Origin of the sequence: Ramlibacter pinisoli (genome assembly GCF_009758015.1) — a bacterium.
Classification (GTDB): domain Bacteria; phylum Pseudomonadota; class Gammaproteobacteria; order Burkholderiales; family Burkholderiaceae_C; genus Ramlibacter; species Ramlibacter pinisoli.
This window is the reverse complement of sequence record NZ_WSEL01000003.1, coordinates 2,412,143-2,436,639: the sequence shown is the minus strand read 5'-3', so window position 1 is coordinate 2,436,639 and position 24,497 is coordinate 2,412,143. Positions and strand designations below refer to the sequence as shown.

Sequence of the window (24,497 nt, the reverse complement as noted above, 5' to 3'; positions counted from 1 at the left end):
GCTTCACTAAACTAGGCGCCCCGCTCCCGGTTCCCCGGGGGCGGGGCGTTTTCACATGCCATGACGTCCTCGCTTGCCCCCTGGATCGCCGCCGCCGTCCTGCTGTTCTGGACCGTCGGCGCCTACAACCGGCTGGTGCGCCTGCGCGGCGAGGCCAACGCCGCCTTCGCCGTGCTGGATGCCGAGCTCACCCGCCAGGTGCAGCTGGTCGATGAGCTGCTGCCGGCCGGCCAGGAGCCGCCGGCGTCCCTGTTCATGGGGGAAGGGCCGTCGTTCTGGGGCGGCCTGCAGGCGTCGGCGGCGCAGCTGGCGGCCAGCCTCGCGGCCGCCCGCCAGAAGCCCCTGGAGCCCGGGCGCATCGCCGCGCTGGACGCCGCGCAGGCGGTGTTTGCCGACGCGTGGGAGCGGGCCGAGCGCGACGACGCGCACGACCTCGCCGGGCCCCGGCTGCCCGACGCGCTGATCGCGGCGCGCACCCACGTCACGCTGCAATGCATCGCCGCCGCCGACCGCTTCAGCCGCGCCGTGGCGCACTACAACGCCGCCATCCGCCAGTTTCCGGCGCTGCTGCTCGCCTGGCTGTTCGGCTTCCGGCCCGGCCTGGGCATCGCGCCGCTGCCGCCACCCAAAGGCCCCGCCGTTTGACAGGCTCTGGCGTGGCGGCGCATGATCGTTGCCCCTTGTCGAATCATCCCCAGGAGATTGACGTGCTGCGCATCAACGACACCGCCCCGAATTTCAGCGCCGACACGACGCAAGGCAAGATCGACTTCCACCAGTGGATCGGCGACAGCTGGGCGATCCTGTTCTCGCATCCCAAGGACTTCACGCCGGTCTGCACCACCGAGCTGGGCTACATGGCGCGCATCGAGCCCGAGTTCACCAAGCGCGGCGCCAAGCTCATCGGCCTGTCGGTCGACCCGGTCGACAGCCACAGCCGCTGGCTGGGCGACATCGAGGAGACGCAGGGCGCCAAGGTCAACTACCCCATCGTCGCCGACGGCGACCTCACGGTCTCCAAGCTGTACAACATGCTGCCGGCCGAGGACACCACCACCGACGGCCGCACGGCGGCGACCAACCAGACGGTGCGCTCGGTCTTCATCGTCGGCCCCGACAAGAAGATCAAGCTGATGCTCACCTACCCGATGACCACCGGGCGCAACTTCGACGAGATCCTGCGCGTGCTCGACTCCATGCAGCTGACGGCCAAGTACAAGGTGGCGACGCCGGCCAACTGGAAGCAGGGCGAGGACGTCATCATCGCCGGCTCGGTCTCCGACGACGACGCCAAGAAGCTGTTCCCGCAGGGATGGAAGGCCGTCAAGCCCTACCTGCGCGTGACCAAGCAGCCGGGCACCTGAACGCCGCGTTGGTCACCGCACTTCCCCTCTGGCGGCAGCTTCAGGCTGCCGCTTCCGTTCTGGCGGCGGTGCGCGGCGGCGAGTCCGCCACCCCGGCCATCGCGCGCGCCGCGCCGGAGCTGCGTGCCGCGGCCCAGGCGCTCGCCTACCAGGCGCTGCGCCAGCTCGGGCGGGCCGAAGCGCTGCGGCGCCAGCTGGCCCGGCGCGCGCCGCCGCCGGCCGCGGACGCCCTGCTGTGCACCGCGCTGGCGCTGTGCTGGCGCGTCGACGAGGCGCCCTACACCCCGTTCACGCTGGTCGACCAGGCGGTCGAGGCGGCCAAGCGCGCGCCCGCCACCGCCGCCCAGGCCGCCTTCCTCAATGCCTGCCTGCGGCGCTTCCTGCGCGAGCGCGACGCCCTGGTGGCGGCCACCGACGACGACCCGGTGGCGCGCTGGAACCATCCGCGCTGGTGGATCGAGCGCCTGCGGCAGGACCATCCGCACGACTGGGAAGCGATCCTGGCGGCCAGCAATCGGGCGGCGCCGATGACGCTGCGCGTCAACCGCCGCCGTGCCACCCGCGACGACATGCTGCGTCGGCTGGCCGACAACGGCATCGGCGCGCAGCCGGTGGGCGAGGACGGGATGGTCCTGGACCGCCCGCGCGACGTGCACGCCATCCCGGGCTTCGACCAGGGCCTGCTGTCGGTGCAGGATGCCGCCGCCCAGCTGGCCGCGCCGCTGCTGCTCGACGGCCTGGTGGCGCCGCCCGGGCGCCGGCTGCGCGTGCTCGATGCCTGTGCCGCGCCGGGCGGCAAGACCGCCCACCTGCTCGAGCGGGCCGACGCCGACGTGGTCGCCATCGAGGTCGACCCGCAGCGCGGCCAGCGCATCGAGCAGACGCTGGAGCGGCTCGGGCTGCAGGCCCGGCTGGTGGTGGCCGATGCCGCGGCCGTGCCGTCCTGGTGGGACGGCCAGCCGTTCGATGCCGTGCTGCTGGACGCGCCGTGCACCGCCTCGGGCATCGTGCGCCGCCATCCGGACGTGCGCTGGCTGCGCCGCCCGACCGACCTGCCGCAGCTGGCCGCCCAGCAGGAACGCCTGCTGCAGGCGCTGTGGCCGCTGGTGGCGCCCGGCGGCCGCCTGCTGTACTGCACCTGCTCGGTGTTTCGCGAGGAAGGCGAACGTCGGATCCGATCGTTTGTTGCGCACAACACAGAGGCCGTTTTGCAACCCGCCCCCGGTCATTTGCTGCCCCAGGATGGCGCCAACGTGGGGGGCGTCCGGGACAATCCCGGGAGTGATCACGACGGTTTTTTCTATGCGTTGCTGGCCCGCGATGCGGCTGGCGGCCGCCCGGCGCCCGCTTGAGGCCGCCCTGCGGCTGCTGGCCGCGCTGCTGGTGCTGCTGGCCGTGGCCGGCCCGGTGCACGCCGACGCCGAGGTCACGCAGATGCGGCTGGAGCGCAGCGAGGACGGCGTGCTGCTCAACGCCAGCGTGGCGTTCGAGCTGCCGCCGGCGGTCGAGGACGCGCTGCAGAAGGGCATCCCGATGTTCTTCGTGGCCGAGGCCACGCTGCTGCGCGACCGCTGGTACTGGTACGACAAGCAGGTGGCCTTCTCGCAGCGCCACATGCGCCTGTCCTACCAGCCCCTGACCCGGCGCTGGCGGCTGCAGGTCTCGCCCACGGCGATCGGCAACTCGGGCCTGGCCCTGGGGCAGAGCTTCGACACCCGGGAGGAGGCCCTGCGCGCGGTGCAGTCCTTCGCCCGCTGGAAGATCGCGGAACTGTCCGACCTGGAGCCCGACGCGCGCTACAGCCTGGACTTCCGTTTCCGCCTCGACGTGTCGCAGCTGCCGCGGCCGTTCCAGATCGGCGTGGTCGGTCAGGCCGACTGGAACGTGGGCGCCGCGCGCACGCAGCGCATCGCGGTCGAGAACGGGCGGTGAGCACGCAGGCCCCCTCCGCGCTGGCGCCGAAGCCCACCTTCGGCAGTTCGCGCGCCGTGCGCTGGGCCCTGGCGGTCGGCGCGGCGGTGATGGTGGGCATCGGCATCGTGCTGATGTTCCTGCTGACGCAGGCCACCGGCAACCGCGAGCTGTACGAGCGCAACTACGGGCGCCTGTTCGCCCTCAACATGGTCATCGCCGGCCTGCTGGCGCTGGTGATCGGCTGGGTGGTGGTGCGGCTGGTGTCGCGGCTGCGGCGCGGCAAGTTCGGCAGCCGCCTGCTGGTCAAGCTCGCCGCCATCTTCGCCCTCGTGGGCTTCGTCCCCGGGCTGCTGATCTACGTGGTGTCCTACCAGTTTGTCTCGCGCTCGATCGAGAGCTGGTTCGACGTCAAGGTCGAGGGCGCGCTGGATGCCGGCCTGAGCCTGGGCCGCTCGACCCTCGACACGCTGGCCAACGACCTGGCCAACAAGACGCGGGCGGCGGCCAACCAGCTGGCCGAGACGCAGGACACCTCGGCCGGGCTGGCGCTGGACCGCATGCGCGAGCAGCTCTCGGCCAATGACGTCATCCTGTGGGGCGCCAACGGCCAGCTGCTGGCCAGCGCCGGCCAGTCGCGGTTCCTGCTCAATCCCGAGCGGCCCAGCCCGCAGCAGATCCGCGCCGTGCGGGCCCAGCGCCAGCTCGCCGTGGTCGAGGGCCTGGACGAGCCCACCCTGGCGGCCGTGAGCCAGGGCCGCATCAAGGCGCTGGCGGTGGTGCCGGGGCCGGGCCTGGGCCTGCTGGCCGAGCCGCGCGTGCTGCAGGTCACCCAGAGCCTGTCGCCGACCCTGGTGGCCAACGCCATCGCCGTGCAGGAGGCCTACCGCGAGTACCAGGAGCGCGCGCTGGCGCGCCAGGGGCTGCGCCGCATGTACATCGGCACCCTGACCCTGAGCCTGTTCCTGTCGGTGTTCGGCGCCATTTTCCTGGCCGTGCTGCTGGGCAACCAGTTGGCGCGCCCGCTGCTGCTGCTGGCCGCCGGCGTGCGCGAGGTCGCGGCCGGCGACCTGTCGCCCAAGCCGGTGCTGCAGGGCAAGGACGAACTGGGCGGGCTGACGCGTTCGTTCGCCGAGATGACGCAGCAGCTCGCCGATGCGCGGGGGGCGGTGGAGCAGAGCATGGGCCAGGTGAACGCGGCCCGCGCCAACCTGCAGGCCATCCTGGACAACCTCACGGCTGGCGTGATCGTGCTCGACGAACAGGGCCGCATCCAGTCGTCCAACCCGGGCGCCACCCGCATCCTGCGCGTGCCGCTGGCGGCCCACGAGGGGCAGCCGCTGGCCTCGGTGGAAGGGGTGGAGGCGTTCGGTGCCGCGGTGCAGTCGCAGTTCGACGACTACATGACCGAGCGCCTGCAGCACGGCCTGGACCACTGGCAGCAATCGTTCGAGCTGAACGCGAGCCTGCCCGGGCTGCCGGCACCGAACAACGCGCTCACGCTGGTGGCCCGCGGCGCCGAGATGCCGTCGGTGGTGCCGGGGCAGATCGCGCGGCTGCTGGTGTTCGACGACATCTCCGAGGTGGTGTCGGCGCAGCGGGTGCAGGCCTGGGGCGAGGTCGCACGGCGGCTGGCGCACGAGATCAAGAACCCGCTCACCCCGATCCAGCTCTCGGCCGAGCGCCTGGCCCACAAGCTGGGCAACCGCCTGGCCGAGCCCGACCAGGCGGTGCTGCGCAAGTCGGTGCAGACCATCGTCGACCAGGTCGACGCGATGAAGCGGCTGGTCAACGAGTTCCGCGACTACGCCCGGCTGCCGGCCGCGGAACTCAAGCCGATCGACCTGAACGCGCTGGTGACCGACGTGCTGAACCTCTATGCGCGCGACGGCGAGACGGCGCACGGCTCGCACGTGCCGGTACGGGCCGACCTCGACCCGCACTGCCCGACCATCCTGGGCGACGCCCAGCAGCTGCGCCAGGTGGTCCACAACCTGGTGCAGAACGCGCAGGACGCCACCGAGGGCGCGGCCCGGCGCGAGGTCGTCATCCGCACCCAGTGGAGCGAGACCAGCCGGCGCGTCCGGCTGGTGGTGCAGGACACCGGCAGCGGTTTCCCGGAGCACATCCTCAAGCGGGCGTTCGAACCCTACGTCACCACCAAGGACAAGGGCACCGGGCTCGGCCTGGCGGTGGTCAAGAAGATCGCGGACGAGCACGGCGCCCGCATCGACGTCAAAAACCGGCTCGACGACGGGGTGGTTGCCGGGGCACAAGTCTCGCTATCATTCGCAGTTGCGGCTTGACAACACTTTCCGGCAGGCAGCGGAGCACACATCCATCCATGGCAAACATCCTCGTGGTCGACGACGAACTGGGCATCCGGGACCTGCTCTCGGAAATCCTCAACGACGAAGGCCACAACGTCGAGCTGGCGCAGAACGCCGCCCAGGCCCGCACCGCCCGCGCGAAAGCGCGACCCGACCTCGTGCTGCTGGACATCTGGATGCCCGACACCGACGGCGTGACGCTGCTCAAGGAGTGGTCGAGCGCCGGCCTGCTGACCATGCCGGTCATCATGATGAGCGGCCATGCCACCATCGAGACTGCCGTCGAGGCCACCAAGATCGGCGCGCAGTCGTTCCTCGAGAAGCCGATCACGCTGCAGAAGCTGCTCAAGGCCGTGGAGGCCGGCCTGCAGCGCGAGTCGGCTCCCACCCCGCCGGCCGCCCTGGTCGGCCAGCGCAAGCCCCTTCCCGGCTACCTGATGCCCAGCGTGCCGGTGATGACCGAACTCACCGTCGAAGCCGCCATGACCGGCGGCCAGACCCTGCCGGCGCCGGTGGAGATGGGACCGCAGGCGCGCCAGACCTTCGAGCTGGACAAGCCGCTGCGCGATGCGCGCGACGAATTCGAGAAGAGCTACTTCGAGTTCCACCTCGCCAAGGAAGGCGGCTCGATGACCCGCGTGGCCGAGAAGACCGGCCTGGAGCGCACCCACCTGTACCGCAAGCTCAAGCAGCTCGGTGTGGACCTTTCGCGCGGCAAGCGCACACCCGGCTAGGGTATACTTGCGGGCTCACGGCCCGGTAGCTCAGTTGGTAGAGCAGCGGATTGAAAATCCGCGTGTCGGTGGTTCGATTCCGCCCCAGGCCACCAGTCTTCATGCGCCCCAGCGCCCGATTCGGGTTCTGGGGCGTTTCTACAATTCGGTCTGGTTTTCTACAATTCCTTGCGAATGCCTGCTTCCGGCCAGGAGCGGACTTGCGACTCTGCAGATTGAGCACGACCAGGTGATGCCGGTATTTCTCCAGGCATGGCCATCTTTCCGGGCGGCCTGGAATGAGCATCTAGCGGAGTTCGCCGGCAACGCTTGGCTCTAATCGCAGCCGTAGACTTCTCGCGTCATTTGCAAAACAAGAAAGCACCGGGCCCTCACGGGTATCGGCCCGACATCGACGGGCTGCGGGCGCTGGCTGTCCTAGCCGTCGTTGTTTACCACGCGTTTCCGCAGTGGCTGCCCGGTGGCTTCACCGGCGTCGATGTCTTCTTCGTCATCTCGGGATACCTGATCACTGGCATCGTCCTCGGCGAGCTCGCGCTGGATCGATTCAGTCTCACGGATTTCTATGCTCGCCGGGTCCGGCGCATTTTCCCTCCGCTCCTGCTGGTGCTGGTGGCGTGCTGGGCGAGTGGCTGGTTCGTGCTATTGCCAGATGAATATTCGCATCTCGGGCGATACGTGCAGGGTGGTGCGGCGTTCGTCGCGAACTTCACTGCCATGAAGGAAGCCGGCTACTTCGATTCGGCAATCGAGATGAAGCCTTTGCTGCACCTGTGGAGCCTGGCAGTCGAGGAGCAGTTCTACTTGGTGTGGCCGCTGCTCCTCTGGTTCGCGGCACGCCGCCGGATGGCGCTGGTTGTGGCCATTGCGGTGCTGGGCGCCTGCTCCTTCGCGGTGGCTCTCGTGGCCGACCAGGAGGGCAGCGCGCGCTATTTTTCGACGCAAGCCAGGGGCTGGCAGTTGCTATGCGGTGCCTTGCTGGCCATGGTGGCCGGGCAGCCGGCGCCAAGCTGGGCGCGCGCGATCGGTGTTCGACTCCCGACGTTCGCGAAGGCTCGTGCAAACGTCGCAGCCACGGTTGGCTTGGCTCTCGTCGCCGCCGGCGTCATCTCGCTAAACAAGGTTTCCGCTGTGCCGGCGCCGGGCGGCCTGCTGCCGGTGGTTGGTACCAGCCTAATGATCTATGCCGGCTCCCGAGCTTGGGTCAATCGCCGCATCCTGTCGCACGCCTGGTTGGTCGCGCTGGGCCTTGCCAGTTATTCGCTCTACCTGTGGCATTGGCCGTTGCTGTCGCTCCTGCACATCGCAGAAGGGCGCGAGCCCTCCGCGTGGATTCGCGCGGCAGCGGTAGGCGTTGCCGTGCTGCTGGCCGCCGGCACTTACCAGTTTGTCGAGTTACCTCTGAGGCGGCACCACCGGCCCCGCGCCGCCGCCCTCGTGCTGCTACCAGCGATGGCCATAGTCTGCACGGTGGGCTGGCTCACCGCACGCTACGACGGCTTTGAGTTCCGTAAGCAGGCACTGCACGACGCGTTGGGCGACCTGAAGACGCCCCGTGTCGTCGACGATATATATTGCCGCGCCGCCCACCCCTACGCGCGCTCGGGGTGCTACGACTCCCCCAATCGGCACGCGGCGACGCTGTTCATGGTGGGCGACAGCCACATGGACGCCCTGGCGGTTGGTTTTCGCCGGATGGCCGAAGCGGATGAACTTCCGTTCAATCTGACGACCATCGGGCAGGGGGGATGCGGCCCTCTCCTCGACGTGGAAGCGTATTGGCCAGGGACAGGTGCGTCCCAGCATTGCCGGGACATCGTCACGCCGGCTCTGCAGGAAGCACTGGCGCGTGCCGACGTTCGATGGGTCATGCTGGTCGGCCGCCATGCCCTGTGGACGGAGGGCACGGGATTCGGCAACGCCGAGCGCACCTGGATCGAGAATCGCTGGCGGCATAGTTATGCCGATGAGGAAGGGACGTCCGCGCAGGCCTTCGAGCGGGGACTGAACCGCACGTTGGATGAACTGGAGCGGGCCGGCAAGCGCGTCGTGTTCGTGCACCAGGTGCCAGAGTTCGGATTCCAGCCGCGTAGTTGTTTGACGGGCTTTAGGCAGTTCACTCCCAAGCCTTGCGACATCAGCCGCGCCGAGGTCGAATTCCGGCAAAAGAGCTACCGGGACGTCGTCAGCCGGGTGCTTGCCACGCGCCCAGCAGTTATCGAATTCGATCCGCTGCCCCGGTTCTGCGATTCGGTGCGATGTTCGCCCTTTGATGCAGATGGCAAACCCTTGTACCTTGACGATGACCACCTGAACTGGCGGGGTGCCGAAGCTGTTGCAAGAGAGCTGATGGGGCGGATTGGTAACCTAGGAACGAGGTAGTCGCCGATTTGCTGAGTGTCTGCTATTGGCGGCGGACCTTGTACTTGGCTAGCGAAGCGGCTTAACGCGCTCGCCAAGCCGGGCGCGAACGTAGTGCTCTGTCATGTCCCGGTTTCGATGCGCGAGCAGCTTTTGTGAGTGCGCCAGGTCACCGGTATCAGTCGCAGCCTTGGCCCTCAGATCGCGGAACTGGAAGCTGACGCCCGCGGCTTGCCTTGCCTTGTCGAACCGTGAGCGCAAGGAGCCTTGGGTGAGTGGCTGGCCGACCTCGTCCTGAATTAGGTACGCGCTGATTGCGCGGCGGGGTCGCAGGTTGATGCGCTCCAACGTGGCGGCCAACTCGCCGGTTACCTCGATGCCAATGCGAGCGCCGGTCTTGTTTTGGACCACCCAAAGGGCTCCATCGCGAATGTCAGTGCGCTTCAGCTTAAGTACGTCAGCGGGACGTTGGCCGGTGAGCAGCGCGAGGTCCATCGCATCCGCCACCGTGTGGTGAGCCAGCGCTTTGACCTGGGCGAACTCGGCATCGGTCACGTAGCGGTCGCGCCCTGTCTCGCGGAAGCCCTTGACGCCTTGGCAAGGGTTCTGCGCCGCCGTGTAGCCCCATTCACGGGCCTTGTTGAAGATGTGCGAGAACAGTGCCTTCTCCCGATTGGCCCGGACCTTGGCGGCCTCACCGCGAATGTCCATGTATTGGCGGATGTGCATGGGCAGCACGGCATCAATTGGCATGTGGCCGAACACGCGCAGCAACTGCGCCAGTTCCTTGTCGTTGTCCTTTCGCGTGCGAACGGCCTTGGTTGGGTAGACCTCGCGAACGTACCGCTTGGCAATAACCGAGAACAGGCGGCTGGAGTCGTCCTCTTTCACGCCCTCCAGCTGGGCCCACAGTCGTAGCGCCTCGGCGCGATCTGCAGAGAGCTTGCGCCAAACACGCGGCCCGGAGCCGCTCACGTGGTAGTACGTATTACCCTTCTTGTGGAAGCGCGGAGGGTCGTCGTGATTGGATTGCCGCCGGCGGCCCATCAGGCGGCCCTCAGAGCGCCGAAATTGGGGCGCAGGACTACTGCCTCCTCATCAGCGCAGCCGAGCATCTTCTCGGCGTACTTGCGGGCCACCACGGGGCGGCCGATAGCATTGACCTCAAACCGCCAGCCCCGGCGACTGAGCCAGTCAACTTGAAGACGGCTTAGCTTGAAGCCTGTGATGTCCTGCACCTCTTCAGGCGTCAGGAGGAAGGGGGTGGTTCCGGCGTAACCCATGGCAGGTCACTGAACACAATTGCCGATTTCAAGGAGCGAATAAGGCCCGTCCGCCCATCGATCAGGTAGAGGGCCATTGGGGTACAGGCGCATGCCGGCAGGGACGACAACTCGCGTGTACATGGGCTCGAGAACTTCACCTGTCTCCCGCACCACACGACGACCGGCGACCGAGCAGAGTTGGCCAACTCCAAATCGCTGCTTACACCATTGGGGCCAATTGAGCCAGGTGCAGACCGACCGGGCCTGCGTTGTGAGTCCCCCATAGCCATGGATTCGCGCTCCTTTCGGAAAGGCCTGCAACGGACCGGTTTTCGACAGGTATTTCATGAGGTAGCCCACCGGAGCACGCCCGATGACCGTTTGAGTCATGCCGTGCGGCCACCAGCCGCGCCCGTCGAACTTCGGCAGCTGGAGGCGGACAGGGAGCCAGATCGCAAGGTGGTAATGGGGATCGCGCCGCGCTTCTGCAGCTCCGCCACCCAGACGTACTTGAAGATCACAGCTTGCCGCTGGCACCGTGCCTTGGAAGCCAGTCCCCAACGCGTCGATATGTGAGGGTGACGAACCACACGCGTTCCCTGTGGCCCTTCGGTACGGTGAGCAGGTGCCAGTTGGAGCACGCCCAAACTGTGCGCTTCAATCGACCCAGCCGTCGACGCTGCACCTCGCCGACGTCGAAGCTGACTTCTATTGGTGGTGTCCCACTTGTTTTAGATGAGACAAGCCCCGCGCGCGGAACATCAGCCGGAGTCACCCCGCACAGCGGGGCCCCCTCCGGCTGATGCCCGCACGCAGCCAGGTTGCCAAAGGAAGATGAAGGGCGTTTCATGTTCCCTCCGACTATGGAGGGAACGTGAGATGCCTGTCAAGGGAACTTGATTGTCCCTTGTTGCGGAGCTACGACGTGAAGTGCTTGCGCTCGTCCCTGGGTACGTCGAGCTTGGCTTCTCCAGAGACGATCTTCCAGAAGTTGGAAAGCGCCTGAGCGGCGGTGTACGCAATTGAACGATCAGATTCCGGGCCTGTTTCGGGGAACTCCTCGCGCACCACGATGCCGAGAATCTGTTCGTACTTGCGAATCGTCGCCTTGCTGTGCATCAGCACCAACACGCGCCAGCCTACGTAGTGGCCGAGGACATACATGCCAATGGCCGACTCCAACTCGTCAAATGAACCGTCGAATCGTTGCACCGCATCCCGGAAGCGCTCCATCGCGCGCTCGACTTCGGGAGGCTCCAGCAGTCGTACGGGCGGGCGCTTCGGCTTCGTCTTTGCCATCCCGCCAGCATAGCAGTCGAGGGAACATGGCGACCCCTCCGCCGAGTTGCCCACCGCGTCGGTCGGTTCGTCGCAAGCGCCGCCCGCCGCCGTGGACAACTCTCCGACTTCTACAAAGCAGAGGAAGCGCCCTCTTAGCAGTGGTATCATTCGACCCGGTTTTTGTAGGTGGACAACCGAGCTAAGTGCTTGAAGCACAAGGCGATTCGCGGCAGATTGAAAATCCGCGTGTCGGTGGTTCGATTCCGCCCCAGGCCACCAGATTCCAAGGCGAAGCCCTTGATCGCAAGATCAGGGGCTTTTTCTTCGGCATCCGCGGGAGTAGCTCAGTTGGTAGAGCGCAACCTTGCCAAGGTTGAGGTCGAGAGTTCGAGACTCTTCTCCCGCTCCAGTCGCAGCCCCTGATCGGAAACGATCAGGGGCTTTTTTCTTGGCTTCACGGTCGGAAACCGGGCGACAGCAGCCTCAGGACCTTGGAACGGTACAAGCTCTGCTGTTGCGAATGCATACCCGCGCATCAGCTTCGGACGAACAAGAAACGCGTGCCTTGCTTGTAATGCTGGGCGCTCGGGTGTAGAAAAAAGTCATTTGCGGCAAAGCCTCGGCAAGATGTGAGGCGGCATGCGTCGACAGGTCGGCGCTCCTCGGCCACGTGCCGAGCGAGCGGCCATCCGGACCGCATGGACTGGCAGGGCGGGACTGCGCCGCGCACGACAGGAGCTCACCATGGAAACGCTCATGGGGTCGGGTACTTGGAAGTGGCGCGCGATGGACTGGCCGGCGGCGGCGGTGTCCGGATTCGCGGCGGGCGCGGTGCTGATGGTGCTGGACCTGGTCTGGTCGGCCCTCTTCAACCCGGACGGCCCATGGCGAACCTCGCACATGATCGCGCCGATCCTGACCGGCGCCGATCAGCCGTCCAGCTACGAGTTCCGACTGGGCGTGGTCGCCACCTCGCTGGGTATCCACTACCTCCTGGGCACCGTCTTCGGCATGGTGATGGCGGCACTGCTGGTGCAGGCCAAGCTCGATTCCACGCCGGGCCGGGCGATGCTGGCCGGCGCGTTGATGGGCTTCGCGCTCTACCTGATCAATTTCCATCTCCTGGTCGCACTCTTTCCCTGGCTGACGGCCCTGCGTGGCATTGACACCCTGGCGGCGCACGCTGTCTTCGGCGTCGCGGCGGCGTACCTCTACACCAGGCTCAAGAGAACGGCCGGGGAGTAGCCATGGGCATCGCGATTGTCCTGATCCTCCTGGCACTCGGCTCGGTCCTCTTCCACTTCCTGAGTCCCTGGTACTTCACGCCAATCGCTTCCAACTGGCATGCCATCGACACCACGATCTCCATCACCTTCTGGGTGACCGGGATCGTGTTCGTCGCCGTCGCCGGGTTCATGGCCTGGGCGCTGATCCGCTACCGCCACCGCCCGGGCGGGCGTGCCAGCTACCAGCCCGAGAACAAGCGGCTCGAGGGATGGCTGATGGTCGTGACCACCGTCGGCGTGGCCGCCATGCTGGCCCCGGGCCTGCTGGTCTGGGCCCAGGTCATCGAGGTGCCGCACGAAGCCATGGTGGTGGAGGTCGTGGCCCAGCAGTGGAACTGGAGCTACCGCCTGCCCGGCAAGGACGGCAAGCTGGGAACGGTCCATCCCCGTTTCGTGAGCGACGCCAACCCGTTCGGAATCAACCCGGCCGATCCCCACGGGCAGGACGACGTGCTGGCGCAGACCCCCGAGCTGCGCCTGCCGGTGGGCAAGCCGGTCAAGCTGTTGCTGCGCTCCAAGGACGTGCTGCACGACTTCGCCGTGGCCCAGCTGCGCGTCAAGATGGACATGGTGCCGGGCCTGGTGACGTACTCCTGGTTCACGCCCACGCGCACCGGATCGTTCGACCTGCTCTGCGAGGAGCTGTGCGGCGTCGGCCACTTCTCGATGCGCGGCCGGATCGTGGTCGACGAGCCCGGCGCCTACCAGGCCTGGCTCGAGCGCCTGCCCACCTTCGCCCAGGCGGCCAGCCGGGCACCGGGCAATGCCGTGGCCGGCAAGGCCCTGTACGCGACCTGCGCCGCCTGCCATGGCGCCGGCGGCGAGGGCAACCTGGCCATGAATGCGCCCAAGCTGGGTGGCCAGGGCGCTTGGTACCTGGAGCGGCAACTCAGGCAGTTCAAGCTGGGCGCCCGCGGCACGCACGACAAGGACGTGTTCGGCAAGATGATGGCGCCGATGGCGGCCACGCTCGCGGACGACACCGCCATCGCCGACGTCGTGGCCTACATCGGGACCCTGCCCGACGCGCGGGTGGCCGCGACGATCAAGGGCGACGTGGACACCGGCCGCCGGCGCTACGCCACCTGCGCGGCCTGCCACGGTGCCGAGGGCCAGGGCGTGGCGGCGACCCAGGCACCCCGGTTGCAGGGGATGAGCGACTGGTACATGGCCCGGCAGCTGAAGAACTTCCGCGAGGGGGTTCGCGGCGCGCATCCGCAGGACGTGTACGGCGCGCAGATGGCGCTGGTCGCCGGGATGCTGGCCGACGATGCAGCGGCCGGCGACGTGCTGGCCTACATCAACACACGGTGACCGGGGGCTCCATGGCCACGCACATTGCACACGACGAATCGGACTTCGCGCCGCCGGCGGAGGTCGCCGAGGTCGAGCTGCACCACCCGAAGACGTTCATCGGCAAGTACATCTGGAGCCAGGACGCCAAGGTGATCGCGATCCAGTACGCGGTGACGGCGATGGCGATCGGGCTGGTGGCGCTGGTGTTCTCGTGGCTGATGCGGCTGCAGCTCGGGTTCCCGGGCCGCTTCGCCTTCATCGATCCCGGCGTCTACCTGCAGCTGGTGAGCATGCACGGGATGATCATGGTGATCTACCTGCTGACGGCCCTGTTCCTCGGCGGCTTCGGCAACTACCTGATCCCGCTGATGGTCGGGGCCCGCGACATGGTGTTCCCGTACGTGAACATGGTCAGCTACTGGCTCTACCTGCTCGCGGTGCTGCTGCTGGTCGCCAGCCTGTTCGTGCCGGGCGGGCCCACGGGCGCCGGCTGGACCCTGTACCCGCCGCAGGCGATCCTGGACGGCACGCCGGGCGCTCGCTGGGGGATCATCCTCATGCTGGTGTCGCTGGGCATCTTCGTCATCGGCTTCACCATGGGCGGCCTGAACTACGTGGTGACCGTGCTGCAGGCGCGCACGCGCGGCATGACGCTGATGCGCCTGCCGCTCACCGTGTGGGGCATCTTCATGGCCACCATCCTGGCGCTGCTGGCGTTCCCGGCCCTGTTCGTCAGCGCCATCATGATGCTGCTGGACCAGGCGCTGGGCACCAGCTTCTTCATGCCGGCCCTGGTGTCCAAGGGACAGCAGCTGAGCTATTCGGGCGGCAATCCGCTGCTGTTCCAGCACCTGTTCTGGTTCTTCGGCCACCCCGAGGTCTACATCGTGGCGCTGCCCGCCTTTGGCATCGTCTCGGACCTGATCAGCACCCATGCGCGCAAGAACATCTTCGGCTACCGCATGATGGTCTGGGCCATCCTGATCATCGGCGGCCTGAGCTTCGTCGTGTGGGCGCACCACATGTACGTCAGTGGCATGAACCCGTACTTCGGCTTCTTCTTCGCCACCACCACGCTGGTCATCGCGGTCCCCACCGCCATCAAGGTCTACAACTGGGTCCTGACGCTGTGGCGCGGCAACATCCGGCTGACGGTGCCGATGCTGTTCGCCATCGCGTTCATCTTCACCTTCGTCAACGGCGGCCTGACCGGCCTGTTCCTGGGCAACGTGGTGGTGGACCTGCCGCTGTCGGACACGATGTTCGTTGTCGCCCACTTCCACATGGTGATGGGGATCGCACCCATCCTGGTGGTGTTCGGCGCCATCTACCACTGGTACCCCAAGGTCACCGGCCGCATGCTGGACGACACGCTGGGCAAGCTGCACTTCTGGGTCACGTTCATCGGCACGTACACGATCTTCTACCCGATGCACTACCTGGGCTTTCTGGGTGTTCCGCGCCGCTACTACGCCATCACCGGCACCAACTTCATTCCCGACTCGGCCCATGCCCTGAACGCGGGGATCTCCATCGCCGCCTTCGTGGTCGGCGCGGCGCAGATGGTGTTCCTCTACAACCTCATCGCCAGCTACTTCCGCGGCCGGCCGGCCGGCGGCAACCCCTGGGAGGCCACCACGCTGGAGTGGCAGACGCCGCAGACGCCGCCCAAGCACGGGAATTTCGGCAAGGAGCTGCCGGTCGTCTATCGCTGGGCCTACGACTACGGCGTCCCGGGCCTGCAGACCGACTACATCCCGCAGAACGTCCCGCCCGCGCAGGTCGCGGCCGAAGCCTGGGCCGGGCGCGCGCAGCCGGCAGGAGGCGAGTGACATGACCATCGGCCTGGTGTCCCTGTCGCTGCTGATGGCCGTCATCGTGGGGTGGCTGTTCCGGCAGACCATCCACGTGCAGCCGTGGCAGGCGCAGGCCCTGGTGCCCGAGGCTGCCGGCGACGCGGTGCCGCCGTCGGCGATCCGCACGGCACTGTGGGTCTTCCTCGCCGTCGCGACCTCGCTGTTCGCGCTGTTTGCCAGCGCCTATGCGATGCGCCTGGGCGCGCTGGCGGACTGGAGCCCGCTGCCGCGGCCGCGGCTTCTCGTCCTGAACACCGCGCTGCTGGTCGGCGCGAGCCTGGCCATGGAATGGACGGTCCATGCCGCACGGCGCGCCGACCTCGGCGACGTGCAGCGGCGCCTGCTGGTCAGCGGCCTGCTGACACTGGGCTTTTTGCTGGGGCAGCTGGTGGTCTGGAAGCAGCTGAACGACGCCGGGTTCTTCCTCACCAGCAGTGCCGCAGCCGCCTTCTTCTACCTGCTCACGGCGGCGCACGGCCTGCACGTGCTCGGCGGCCTGGTGGCCTGGGGCCGTGCGGCGATGAGGGCTTGGCGTGGCGCGGACCCGGCTGCCCTCCGGCTGCTCGTCGGGTTGTGCGCGACCTACTGGCACTACCTCCTGGTCGTCTGGGTGGTGCTGTATGCGCTGCTCGTGTCCAACGAACTCGGGCTGGCGATCTGCACATCGGAGCCTCTCTGATCATGAAGATGCACGAAGCCAACGGCGTGACCGACCTGATGCCTCCCGGCGGCTGGCGCAGCGCGGTCGCGGACGTGTCCTCGGACCAGCGGGTGTTCAAGGACGTGCCGTGGGGCAAGCCGATGATGTGGATCTTCCTGCTCAGCGACACCTTCATCTTCGGCAGCTTCCTGATCTCGTACATGGCGGTCCGCATCTCGACCACCGTGCCCTGGCCCAATCCGAGCGAGGTGTTCTCGCTGACCATGTTCGGGCGGGATGTGCCGCTGCTGCTGATCGCGATCATGACCTTCGTGCTGATCAGCAGCAGCGGGACCATGGCCCTGGCGGTGAACTACGGCTACCGGCGCGACCGCCGAGTCACCGCCGGCCTGCTGCTGGCCACGGCCGCCCTGGGCGCCACCTTCGTCGGCATGCAGGCGTTCGAGTGGTCCAAGCTGATCCACGAGGGTGTTCGCCCCTGGGGCAATCCGTGGGGCGCGGCCCAGTTCGGCTCCTCGTTCTTCATGATCACCGGCTTCCACGGCACCCACGTCAGCATCGGCGTGATCTTCCTGGTGATCGTGGCGGTGAAGGTGCTGCGCGGCGATCTCGACCGGCAGCGGCCCGGGTTCCTGACCGGCCGGCGGGGCAACTACGAAATCGTCGAGATCCTGGGCCTGTACTGGCACTTCGTGGACCTGGTGTGGGTCTTCATCTTCGCGTTCTTCTATCTCTGGTAACCCGAGGAGCTGCTCATGGCCGACGCCGACCTGACCCACGCGCCACCCACCGGCGAGCCGCCGGCGCCGCAGGCGCACGGGCAGCAGCACCCGCTGGGCATCTACTTCAAGATCTGGGGCCTGTTGTTCCTGCTCAGCCTGGCGTCCTACCTGGTCGACTACTTCCACTTCCAGGGCCTGCTGCGATGGACGCTGATCATCCTGTTCATGCTGCTGAAGGCCGGCCTGATCGTGTCGGTCTTCATGCACATGCTGTGGGAGCGGCTGGCCCTGGTCTACGCCATCCTGGTGCCGCCGCTCCTGTTGATCACGCTGCTGGGGATCGGCGCGCTCGAGGCCGACTACACGTTCCTGACCCGGGGCACGTTCTTTGCCCCCGTGGCGGAGCAGCCCGCAGCGACGCATTGAACGGTTGAGGGGATCACCCCGAAGGAGATGACATGCACAGTCGAATCTACTGGCTCCTGCCCGATGTCGAGAGCGCCCGGCGCACGATGGACGACCTCCTGCTGGCGCGCATTCCCTACAACCGCATGCATTTCGTCGGCCGCGAGGGCAGCGACATGCGGGGCCTGCACGCCGCGAACGTGCTGCAGACGTCCGACATCGTCCGGTCGGCCGAGGTGGGACTGATCCTCGGCGCCGCGACGGGCGCCTTGGTCGGCGGGCTGGTCGCGGTGTTCTATCCGATCGTCGGCGACCAGCCGCAGTGGATGCTGGCCCCGGCGCTGGCCGTCGCCGGTGCCCTGTTCGGCACCTGGGCGTCGACCATGCTCGGCATCTCCACGCCGAGCAAGCGGCTGGCGCGCTTCACGCCGCAGATCGAGGAGGGGCAGATCCTGCTGATGGTGGACGTGCCCATGTGGAACGTCGAGGCCATCGAGGCCCGCCTGCGGGCGCTGCACCCGGAGGCACACCTCGAGGGCACCGAACCGGACATCCCGGCCTTCCCCTGAGCCGCGGGCGGGGCGCGCCCTCAGTCACCCGCCAGCCGGTCCACCTGCGCCGCCCTGTGGCACCGTGGTGGAGGACGACTTCGGCCCGGCTGCGCCGGCCCAGCTGCGCCGGCCCAGCTGCGCCGGCCCACCCATTGGACAAAGGTCCACTTCTCCCGTCCGGCTGCAGTGGCCATGCTCGCGTTGGCGTGACGGCGGGCCGATCCGGTGCGGATGGCAGGCGCGGACGGGGCCGCGGCGCGCGAGGCAGCGACCTGGGGCCGGCACGGCCGGCCCCTGCCGCGGCGGGGAGACCTCATGCACATGACCAGGCGATCCGTCCTTTCCGTGCTGGGCGCCGGCGCGCTGGCCGGCTGTGGCGGCGGCAGCAGCGGCGGTGGCGGCGGTGCGGGCGGGGCCGGCGCGGGCCGCCCCACTGGTGGCGCCGCGCTGCGCGGCGTGCAGGGCACCAGCCTGCCGGACCTGCTGCAGGTCGGCAGCGCGCCGGCCTACTGGATCGGCGACGACGCGTGGAATGCCGTGGGCCTGCGGCGCGGGACCTACACCGGCCCGGGCGGGACCGAGTTCGAGTCCGACTACGCCCGCTCGGCCACGCTCGGTCCCAACGGCGAGGTTGCCTGGCGCTCGGGGTGGAAGTGGCCGATCGGCATCACCGAGGTCAAGGCCTATCCGTCCGCCATCTTCGGCAGCAAGCCGGGGCTCGCCAGCGACGGGCCGCGACCGGGCGGCTTTAACGTGGTGCTGCCGGACAACACGGTGTCGACGGCCCGGCCCTCGGGCACCACGCCGGGCTCGTTCCTGCCGGTCACGCCGCCGGCGGGAGCGCCGGGTGCCTGGCCGGACATGTTCGCCTCGTTCGACTACGCCCACCTGGTGGCGCCGAGCGGCCGCGGCCAGCTCACGTTCGACCTCTGGCTGCAGGATAGCCCGGTCCAGGCGAGCGACTTCGACGCCGCGCCGATCACCCACGAGATCATGATCCCGCTCGACTACTGGGGCGGCTACGGCGCCCACGGCAGCCGCGACCGCTCCTGGTACTCGCACGATGCGGTGATCGACGGCCGCCTCTGGCACCTGTACTTCGTGCGCAACCTGCTGAACCGCGGCTGGGACCTCGTGGTGTTCGAGCCCGATGCGCCGCTGCGCGCCGGCACGCTGAACCTCGGCCTGTTCCTGCAGCACCTGTCGACGCGCACGGATCCCAGCGGCGCGCCATGGGTGACCGGCACCGAGGTCCTGGTCAGCATCGAGCTGGGCGTCGAGCCGGTCGAGGGCATCGGCAACCTGCAGCTGTCGAACTACCGGGTGTGGCGGGCGTGACCGCTAGCCGGTCAGGATCGGCCGCAAGGTCGCCGTCTCCTGCACCATGAAGTCGAAGAACGACGCGACCCGCGGCGTGCGGCGCAGCGCCCGGGTGGTCAGGAGGCGCCAGATGCGCGTGAGCTCGGGCACCGGCCCGAACAGGCGCACCAGGTCCGGCTCGGCATCGCCGAGCGCGGTGGGCAGGGCGGCCAGGCCGACGCCGGCCTTGGCGGCATGCACCAGGCCCAGGACGCTGCCGCTGGTGGCCGCGATCCGGGCGTCCGGGGCCGCCTGCCGCATCCACTGGGTGGAGCGATGCTTCGGCATGGTCGCGTCCAGCGCCACCCAGTCGAGCCCGGCCGCCGCCGCGAGCGAGGCCGGCGCCGCCCGCGGGCCGAGATAGCCGCGCCCGGCGTAGACCGCCCACAGGGACTGCCCCACCTTGCGGCCGACGAGCTGGTTGTCGACGGTGTCGCCGGAACGCAGCGCCACGTCGGCTTCGCCGCGTGTCAGGTCGACATAGTGGTCGGTGGTGATGAACTCCAGCCGCAGCCCGGGATGGCGCGCATGCAAGTGGTCCAGCAGCGGCGAGCGCGTGATGCGCGGCACCAGCGGCTCGGGGCAGGTGAGCCGCAGCAGGCCGTTGACTTCGCGCGCGGAGCGGCGGATCTTGTCTTCCAGGCGGGCCACCTGCTGCTCGACGGCTTCTGCCAGGGGGAGCAGTTCGGCGCCATAGGCGGTGAGGCGGTAGCCGCTCGGGCTGCGCTGCACCAGCGGCTGGCCGATGCGCCGCTCCAGTTCCACCAGCCGGCGCTGCACGGTCGACTGGTCGACGCCCAGGGCGCGCGCGGCGGCCGTCGTGCTGCCGTGCCGGGCCACCGCCAGCAGCGGCTTCAGGTCGTCCCAGTCGAACATGCGGGCCCCCGCAGAAGTGCGGCCCCATTATGCAAACGCGCGGCTGTTGCCGGCGGGCTTGCGTCCCTAGACTGGGCCCAGGTCCCCTCCAGGAGTTCGCCATGCACCCCGTCGTCCTGCGCGCCAGCGCATCGCTGTTCCTGCTGGGCTGCTGGCTCACGGCAACCGCTCAGCAGCCGGGCATGGCCCGCCCCGACCTGGTGTTGGCCCAGACCGTGGAGCAGATGCCGCGCGGCGAACGGCAGCAGGTGCGCGTGCTCAAGGCGAAGTTCCAGCCTGGCGACCGCACGGTGTTCCACAGCCACCGCGCGCCGGTCACCGTCTACGTGCTCAGCGGCCAGTTCACGCTCGAACTGGAAGGCCGGCCGACGGTGCGCGTGGATGCCGGCACGGCCTACGTGGAACCGGCGCACGTCAGGATGACCGGCTTCAACCGCAGCGCGACGGAGCCGCTCGAGGTGGTGATCTTCTACGTCAGCGACGTCGACACGCCGTTCCTGGATCCGGTGTCCAGGGCGCCCTGAACCCGGTGCTCACTGCAGGGCCGATCCTCCCGTCATCACGGGGATGGCCATCTCGCCGTTCATGGTGAAGCTGTTCGAACCGATGCCCGGGCTGTCCAGCTTGCCTTGCAGCGTGTAGTTCACCTTCTCGATGCGCGGGCCGGTCACGAAGCCCAGTGCACCCATGGCCACCCGCAGGGCCGACACCGTCACCGGCACGCTGATGACCGCCTCGCCATAGCGCGGCACGGTGCCGCGCACGTCGCTGACGCCGGTGGCGAAGGTCTTGTTCAGCACGTCGAGCTTGACGTAGACGCCGTCGTAGTCGACCGGCGTTTCGTTGGGGTTCTGCACCCGCAGCTTGACCTCCATGCGCAGTTCCAAGCCTTCGCCGGGGAGCGATTCGATGCCGGCCACGGTGACCTGCAGCGGCTCCTGGTGCGGCAAGGCCGCGCAGGCGCAGAGCAGCAGCGCGAGGAGGGTGGTCAGGAAGGTGCGCACGATCGGCTCCTTGGCGGTGCTGTCGGGGCGCCTACTCTAGGCTCTGGGCCGGCGAATGCAACCATGACCGCTCCGTGCAGGACATGTACTCGGCAGTGCCGATTCCACCCCGGCAGCCGGCGTGGCCGCGGGCCGGCGCGCCCTCAGGGCAGGAAGGCCGGCGTGAGCACCCGCAGCCCGATCGAGACCCAGCGTTCCTCGCCCGCGCTGCCATTGCGGTTGCCGTAGGTCGCATCGACCTGCAGCCGGTTCGGCACGATCCAGTGGCGCAGTCCGAGCTGGTGGAAGGGCGCGCCCTCGCCTTGGCGGAACATCTCGGCGATCAGCCAGGTGTTGCTGGCCAGCTGGGCTTCGGTGGCCAGGCCCCAGGTCAGGTGCGTGCGGCGCTCCTCGCCGACGCGCAGCGCGCCGACATTGGTGTGCAGCACGATGCGGTCGTCGCGGTAGGAGAAGCTGGCCGGCACGTAGCCATAGAAGTCGCGGCTGCGGCCATCCGGGTGGCCGATGGTGCCGGCGGCCAGGCCGATTCCCCAGCCGTTGGTCTCCAGGCGCCGCAGCAGCGTCTTGGCCTGCGCCTGCACGTCGGTGGTCTGCGTCCGGCCCGCCTCGCGGGTCCGGGCGCCGCCCAGCGTGAGCTCGAGGTTGCCGGTGAAGTTGCACGAGGGCAGGGCCCAGAACTCGGTGCTGTTGTCGCGGTTGCTGCGCACCCAGCTCTCCACCTGGCAGGACTTGGCATCCACCAGCCGGGCGTCGTCGGTGATCATGGGCCGTGCGGCCCGGGCCGGTGGCAGGGCAACGGCGCCGAACGCGAGCAGGAGGGGCAGGAGGAAGCGGCGACCAAGCATGGCGGGCGATTGTGCAGTGTCACCGTGACACCGGGTCCGCCCGCTGCCGCGTGCCTTCATTGCCCAGGGCGCGCCGGCGGCGCCGTCCCGGCGCCCCTCGCTACACTGTCCCGCATGCATCTGGTCGTGCTCGGCACCGGCATCGTGGGCACCTGCACCGGGGCCTGGCTGCAGCGCGACGGTCACCAGGTCACCTTCGTCTCGCCGGTGCCGCCGGGCGAGGCCTGTTCGTTCGGCAACGCCGGCTCCCTGTCGCCCAGCGCCTGCCTGCCGGTCGGCATGCCGGGCATGTGGAAGCAGGTGCCGGGCTGGCTGCGCGACCCCGATGGTCCGTTGGCGATCCGGCCGTCCTACCTGCCGACCGTGCTGCCGTGGCTGCTGCGCTTCCTGCGCCATTCCAGCCGCGCCGAGGTCGTGCGCATCGCCGGCGCCCTGCGCGGGCTGCTGGCGCCGATCTTCGACAGCTATGCGCCGCTGCTCGAACGTGCCGGCGCCACCGCGCTGGTGCGCCGCAGCGGCTGCCTGTACGTGTACGGCTCCAGCGCCAGCGCGCGCCGCTGGCAATGGGGCATGGACCTGCGGCGGCGGCTGGGCGTGGACCTGCGCGACGTCGGCGAGCAGGAGCTCGCGCAGCTCGAGCCGGACCTGCGGGGCCGGTTCCGCTTCGGCATCCTGGCGCCCGACAACGGCTCGACGCTCGATCCCGAGGCGCTGGTGAAGGCGCTGCACCGCCAGTGCATCGCCGATGGCGCGCGGCTGGTCCAGGAGGCGGCGGCGGGCTTCGAGCAGCACGGCGACCGCGTGCGCGGCGTCCGGCTCGCCTCGGGCCAGCGGATCGAGTGCGACGGCGTGGTGGTGGCCGCCGGCGCCTGGTCGCGCCCGCTGGCGCAGGCGCTGGGCCTGCGCATCCCGCTGGAGACCCAGCGCGGCTACCACGTCACGGTGCAGAGCAGCAACCTGGGCCTGCGCCACACCGTGATGGCGCCCGAGTACAACCTGATGGTCAACCCGATGGCGATGGGGCTGCGCCTGGCCGGCAGCGTCGAGTTCGCGGGCCTGCGGCCGCCCCCCAACGAGCGCCGCGCCGACGTGCTGCTGGCCAAGGGCCGCGAGATGTTTCCCCACCTCGACAGCTCGCGCTACACGCGCTGGATGGGCCACCGGCCCTGCCTGCCCGACAGCCTGCCGGTGATCGGCCGCGCGCCGCGCCTGGCCAACGCCTGGCTCGCGTTCGGCCACGGCCATGTCGGCATGTGCGCCGGCGCCAGCACCGGCCGCGAGGTCGCCCATCTCGTGGCGGGACGGACGCCGCAGGTGGACCTGCGGCCCTTCGCGCCCGACCGCTTCTGAGCACGCTTCCTACCTCCCCCAGCCCAACCGACTTCCTCGAAGGCCCACCGCATGACCCTCTCGCTGTCCCGTCGCCGTCTGGCCGGCCTGCTGGCCGCCGCGCTGCTGCCCGGCGTGGCGCTGGCGCAGGCCTTTCCGTCCCGCCCGATCCGCATCGTGGTGCCGTTCCCGCCCGGCGGCAGCACGGACCTGCTGGCGCGCCGCCTGGGCGAGAAGCTGGCCGTGGCGCTGGGCCAGCCGGTGGTGGTGGAGAACCGGCCCGGTGCCGGCGGCACCACTGGCGCCGATGCCGTGGCCAAGGCGCCCGCCGACGGCCACACGCTGCTGATGGGCGTGACCGGCAGCAATGCCATCGCCGCCAGCCTGTATCCCCGGATGCCGTACGACACCCTGCGCGACTTCACGCCGGTGAGCCTGGTCGTCTCGGCGCCGCTGGTGCTGGCGGTCGGCAGCGGCAGCCCGATCCGGACGGTGCGCGACTACGTGGCGGCGGCCAAGGCCGCGAGGCCGCCCATGACCTACGGCACGCCGGGCAACGGCACCTCGATGCACCTGACCGGCGAGATGTTCGACCTGGCCACCGGCGCCGGCCTGACCCACGTGCCCTACAAGGGCAGCGCGCCGGCCATGAACGACCTGCTCGGCGGCACGTTGCAGTCGATGTTCGGCGACTTCCTGGTGCTGCTGCCGCAGATCAGGGCCGGCAAGGTGACGCCGATCGCCGTGACCTCGACGCGGCGGCATCCGTTGCTGCCGGAGGTGCCGACCCTTGCCGAGAGCGGCGTGCCCGGCCTGGAGCGCTTCGAGGCCACCTCGTGGCAGGGCGTGTTCGCGCCGGCCGGCCTGCCGCGCGAGGTGCTGGCCCGCCTGAACGCCGAGGTGGTCAAGGCGATGGAGGCGCCCGACATCAAGGAGTTCTTCGGCGGCCAGGGCTTCATCGTCGGCGGCAGCACGCCCGAGCAGTTCCGTGCACTGGTCGAGGCCGAGGTCCCGAAGTGGGGCCGGGTGATCAAGGCCGCCAACGTGAAGGTGGACTGACC

At 68.8% G+C, this 24,497-nt stretch carries 25 protein-coding genes and 2 tRNA genes; 20 read left to right on the top strand and 7 right to left on the bottom strand.

Translation table 11 applies throughout. The annotated features are described in order from the left end of the window. Positions 1–60: 60 nt before the first annotated feature. The 8 genes from GON04_RS13065 to GON04_RS13030 all read left to right on the top strand — a co-directional run bounded on the left by GON04_RS13065 (position 61) and on the right by GON04_RS13030 (position 8,721). A complete protein-coding gene (locus GON04_RS13065; protein WP_157398270.1) occupies positions 61–645 on the top strand; it encodes a LemA family protein in 585 nt (194 codons plus the stop codon). Between the two features lie 62 nt (positions 646–707). Continuing rightward, positions 708–1,364, top strand: coding sequence for a redoxin domain-containing protein (locus tag GON04_RS13060; RefSeq protein ID WP_181654024.1), 657 nt, complete (start codon positions 708–710; stop codon positions 1,362–1,364). Next, on the top strand, positions 1,313–2,716 hold the full coding sequence (rsmB, locus tag GON04_RS13055; RefSeq protein ID WP_157398268.1) for a 16S rRNA (cytosine(967)-C(5))-methyltransferase RsmB: 1,404 nt from the start codon (positions 1,313–1,315) through the stop codon (positions 2,714–2,716). The genes GON04_RS13060 and rsmB overlap by 52 nt, the downstream gene beginning before the upstream one ends. Beyond that, a complete protein-coding gene (locus GON04_RS13050; RefSeq protein WP_232532983.1) occupies positions 2,667–3,296 on the top strand; it encodes a DUF4390 domain-containing protein in 630 nt (209 codons plus the stop codon). The genes rsmB and GON04_RS13050 overlap by 50 nt, the downstream gene beginning before the upstream one ends. After that, positions 3,293–5,581, top strand: a complete 2,289-nt coding sequence (locus tag GON04_RS13045; RefSeq protein WP_338050951.1) for a sensor histidine kinase — start codon at positions 3,293–3,295, stop codon at positions 5,579–5,581. Before GON04_RS13050 ends, GON04_RS13045 begins: the two co-directional genes overlap by 4 nt. Positions 5,582–5,619: 38 nt before the next feature. Next, the gene (locus tag GON04_RS13040; protein WP_157398267.1) at positions 5,620–6,339 is read left to right on the top strand and encodes a response regulator; all 720 of its coding nucleotides are present in this window, start codon (positions 5,620–5,622) and stop codon (positions 6,337–6,339) included. Positions 6,340–6,358: 19 nt separating this feature from the next. After that, a tRNA-Phe gene (locus GON04_RS13035) sits at positions 6,359–6,434 on the top strand. 250 nt (positions 6,435–6,684) lie between these two features. After that, positions 6,685–8,721 carry an acyltransferase family protein gene (locus GON04_RS13030; protein ID WP_157398266.1) on the top strand — a complete coding sequence of 679 codons (2,037 nt, stop codon included), beginning with the start codon at positions 6,685–6,687 and terminating at the stop codon, positions 8,719–8,721. Between the two features lie 48 nt (positions 8,722–8,769). On the opposite strand, the gene GON04_RS26785 is transcribed toward GON04_RS13030, so the two are convergent. From GON04_RS26785 to GON04_RS13015, 4 genes are all read right to left on the bottom strand, one after another. Beyond that, positions 8,770–9,591, bottom strand: a complete 822-nt coding sequence (locus GON04_RS26785) for a tyrosine-type recombinase/integrase (protein ID WP_338050950.1) — start codon at positions 9,589–9,591, stop codon at positions 8,770–8,772. Positions 9,592–9,746: 155 nt separating this feature from the next. Further along, positions 9,747–9,983, bottom strand: coding sequence for a DUF4224 domain-containing protein (locus GON04_RS13020; RefSeq protein ID WP_157398264.1), 237 nt, complete (start codon positions 9,981–9,983; stop codon positions 9,747–9,749). A gap of 6 nt (positions 9,984–9,989) precedes the next feature. Continuing rightward, on the bottom strand, positions 9,990–10,502 hold the full coding sequence (locus GON04_RS27260) for a rolling circle replication-associated protein (protein ID WP_420821529.1): 513 nt from the start codon (positions 10,500–10,502) through the stop codon (positions 9,990–9,992). Between the two features lie 381 nt (positions 10,503–10,883). Beyond that, positions 10,884–11,264 (bottom strand): hypothetical protein, encoded by a 381-nt coding sequence (locus GON04_RS13015; protein ID WP_157398263.1) that lies wholly within the window; start codon positions 11,262–11,264, stop codon positions 10,884–10,886. A 315-nt stretch (positions 11,265–11,579) separates the two neighbouring features. Here GON04_RS13015 and GON04_RS13010 point away from each other — a divergent pair. The 9 genes from GON04_RS13010 (at position 11,580) to GON04_RS12970 (ending at position 19,361) form a co-directional block, all read left to right on the top strand. Then, positions 11,580–11,655 (top strand) — tRNA-Gly (locus GON04_RS13010). 335 nt (positions 11,656–11,990) lie between these two features. Next, on the top strand, positions 11,991–12,491 hold the full coding sequence (locus GON04_RS13005) for a hypothetical protein (RefSeq protein ID WP_232532982.1): 501 nt from the start codon (positions 11,991–11,993) through the stop codon (positions 12,489–12,491). Positions 12,492–12,493: 2 nt separating this feature from the next. Continuing rightward, on the top strand, positions 12,494–13,846 hold the full coding sequence (locus GON04_RS13000; protein WP_157398262.1) for a c-type cytochrome: 1,353 nt from the start codon (positions 12,494–12,496) through the stop codon (positions 13,844–13,846). An 11-nt stretch (positions 13,847–13,857) separates the two neighbouring features. Continuing rightward, positions 13,858–15,660 carry a cytochrome c oxidase subunit I gene (locus GON04_RS12995; protein ID WP_157398521.1) on the top strand — a complete coding sequence of 601 codons (1,803 nt, stop codon included), beginning with the start codon at positions 13,858–13,860 and terminating at the stop codon, positions 15,658–15,660. A 1-nt stretch (position 15,661) separates the two neighbouring features. Then, positions 15,662–16,363, top strand: a complete 702-nt coding sequence (locus GON04_RS12990) for a cytochrome c oxidase subunit 3 (RefSeq protein WP_157398261.1) — start codon at positions 15,662–15,664, stop codon at positions 16,361–16,363. A gap of 2 nt (positions 16,364–16,365) precedes the next feature. Continuing rightward, positions 16,366–17,085, top strand: a complete 720-nt coding sequence (locus GON04_RS12985; protein WP_157398260.1) for a heme-copper oxidase subunit III family protein — start codon at positions 16,366–16,368, stop codon at positions 17,083–17,085. Positions 17,086–17,100: 15 nt separating this feature from the next. Continuing rightward, a complete protein-coding gene (locus GON04_RS12980; protein ID WP_157398259.1) occupies positions 17,101–17,493 on the top strand; it encodes a cytochrome C oxidase subunit IV family protein in 393 nt (130 codons plus the stop codon). 32 nt (positions 17,494–17,525) lie between these two features. Next, on the top strand, positions 17,526–18,041 hold the full coding sequence (locus tag GON04_RS12975) for a DUF1269 domain-containing protein (RefSeq protein ID WP_157398258.1): 516 nt from the start codon (positions 17,526–17,528) through the stop codon (positions 18,039–18,041). A gap of 303 nt (positions 18,042–18,344) precedes the next feature. Continuing rightward, positions 18,345–19,361: a hypothetical protein gene (locus GON04_RS12970; RefSeq protein WP_157398257.1), complete on the top strand. Its 1,017-nt coding sequence runs from the start codon at positions 18,345–18,347 to the stop codon at positions 19,359–19,361. 3 nt (positions 19,362–19,364) lie between these two features. On the opposite strand, the gene GON04_RS12965 is transcribed toward GON04_RS12970, so the two are convergent. Continuing rightward, on the bottom strand, positions 19,365–20,258 hold the full coding sequence (locus GON04_RS12965) for a LysR family transcriptional regulator (RefSeq protein ID WP_157398256.1): 894 nt from the start codon (positions 20,256–20,258) through the stop codon (positions 19,365–19,367). A 101-nt stretch (positions 20,259–20,359) separates the two neighbouring features. On the opposite strand from GON04_RS12965, the gene GON04_RS12960 reads away from it, so the two are divergent. Beyond that, entirely contained in the window at positions 20,360–20,782 is a 423-nt protein-coding gene (locus GON04_RS12960; protein WP_157398255.1) for a cupin domain-containing protein, read from the top strand. Positions 20,783–20,791: 9 nt separating this feature from the next. On the opposite strand, the gene GON04_RS12955 is transcribed toward GON04_RS12960, so the two are convergent. Both GON04_RS12955 and GON04_RS12950 read right to left on the bottom strand, forming a co-directional pair. After that, entirely contained in the window at positions 20,792–21,262 is a 471-nt protein-coding gene (locus GON04_RS12955) for an LEA/WHy family protein (RefSeq protein WP_338050949.1), read from the bottom strand. A 143-nt stretch (positions 21,263–21,405) separates the two neighbouring features. After that, positions 21,406–22,107, bottom strand: a complete 702-nt coding sequence (locus GON04_RS12950) for a transporter family protein (protein ID WP_157398254.1) — start codon at positions 22,105–22,107, stop codon at positions 21,406–21,408. Between the two features lie 114 nt (positions 22,108–22,221). Here GON04_RS12950 and GON04_RS12945 point away from each other — a divergent pair, with 114 nt between their 5' ends. Continuing rightward, positions 22,222–23,457 (top strand): NAD(P)/FAD-dependent oxidoreductase, encoded by a 1,236-nt coding sequence (locus GON04_RS12945; RefSeq protein WP_157398253.1) that lies wholly within the window; start codon positions 22,222–22,224, stop codon positions 23,455–23,457. A 51-nt stretch (positions 23,458–23,508) separates the two neighbouring features. Next, a complete protein-coding gene (locus GON04_RS12940; protein WP_157398252.1) occupies positions 23,509–24,495 on the top strand; it encodes a Bug family tripartite tricarboxylate transporter substrate binding protein in 987 nt (328 codons plus the stop codon). Positions 24,496–24,497: the final 2 nt, after the last annotated feature.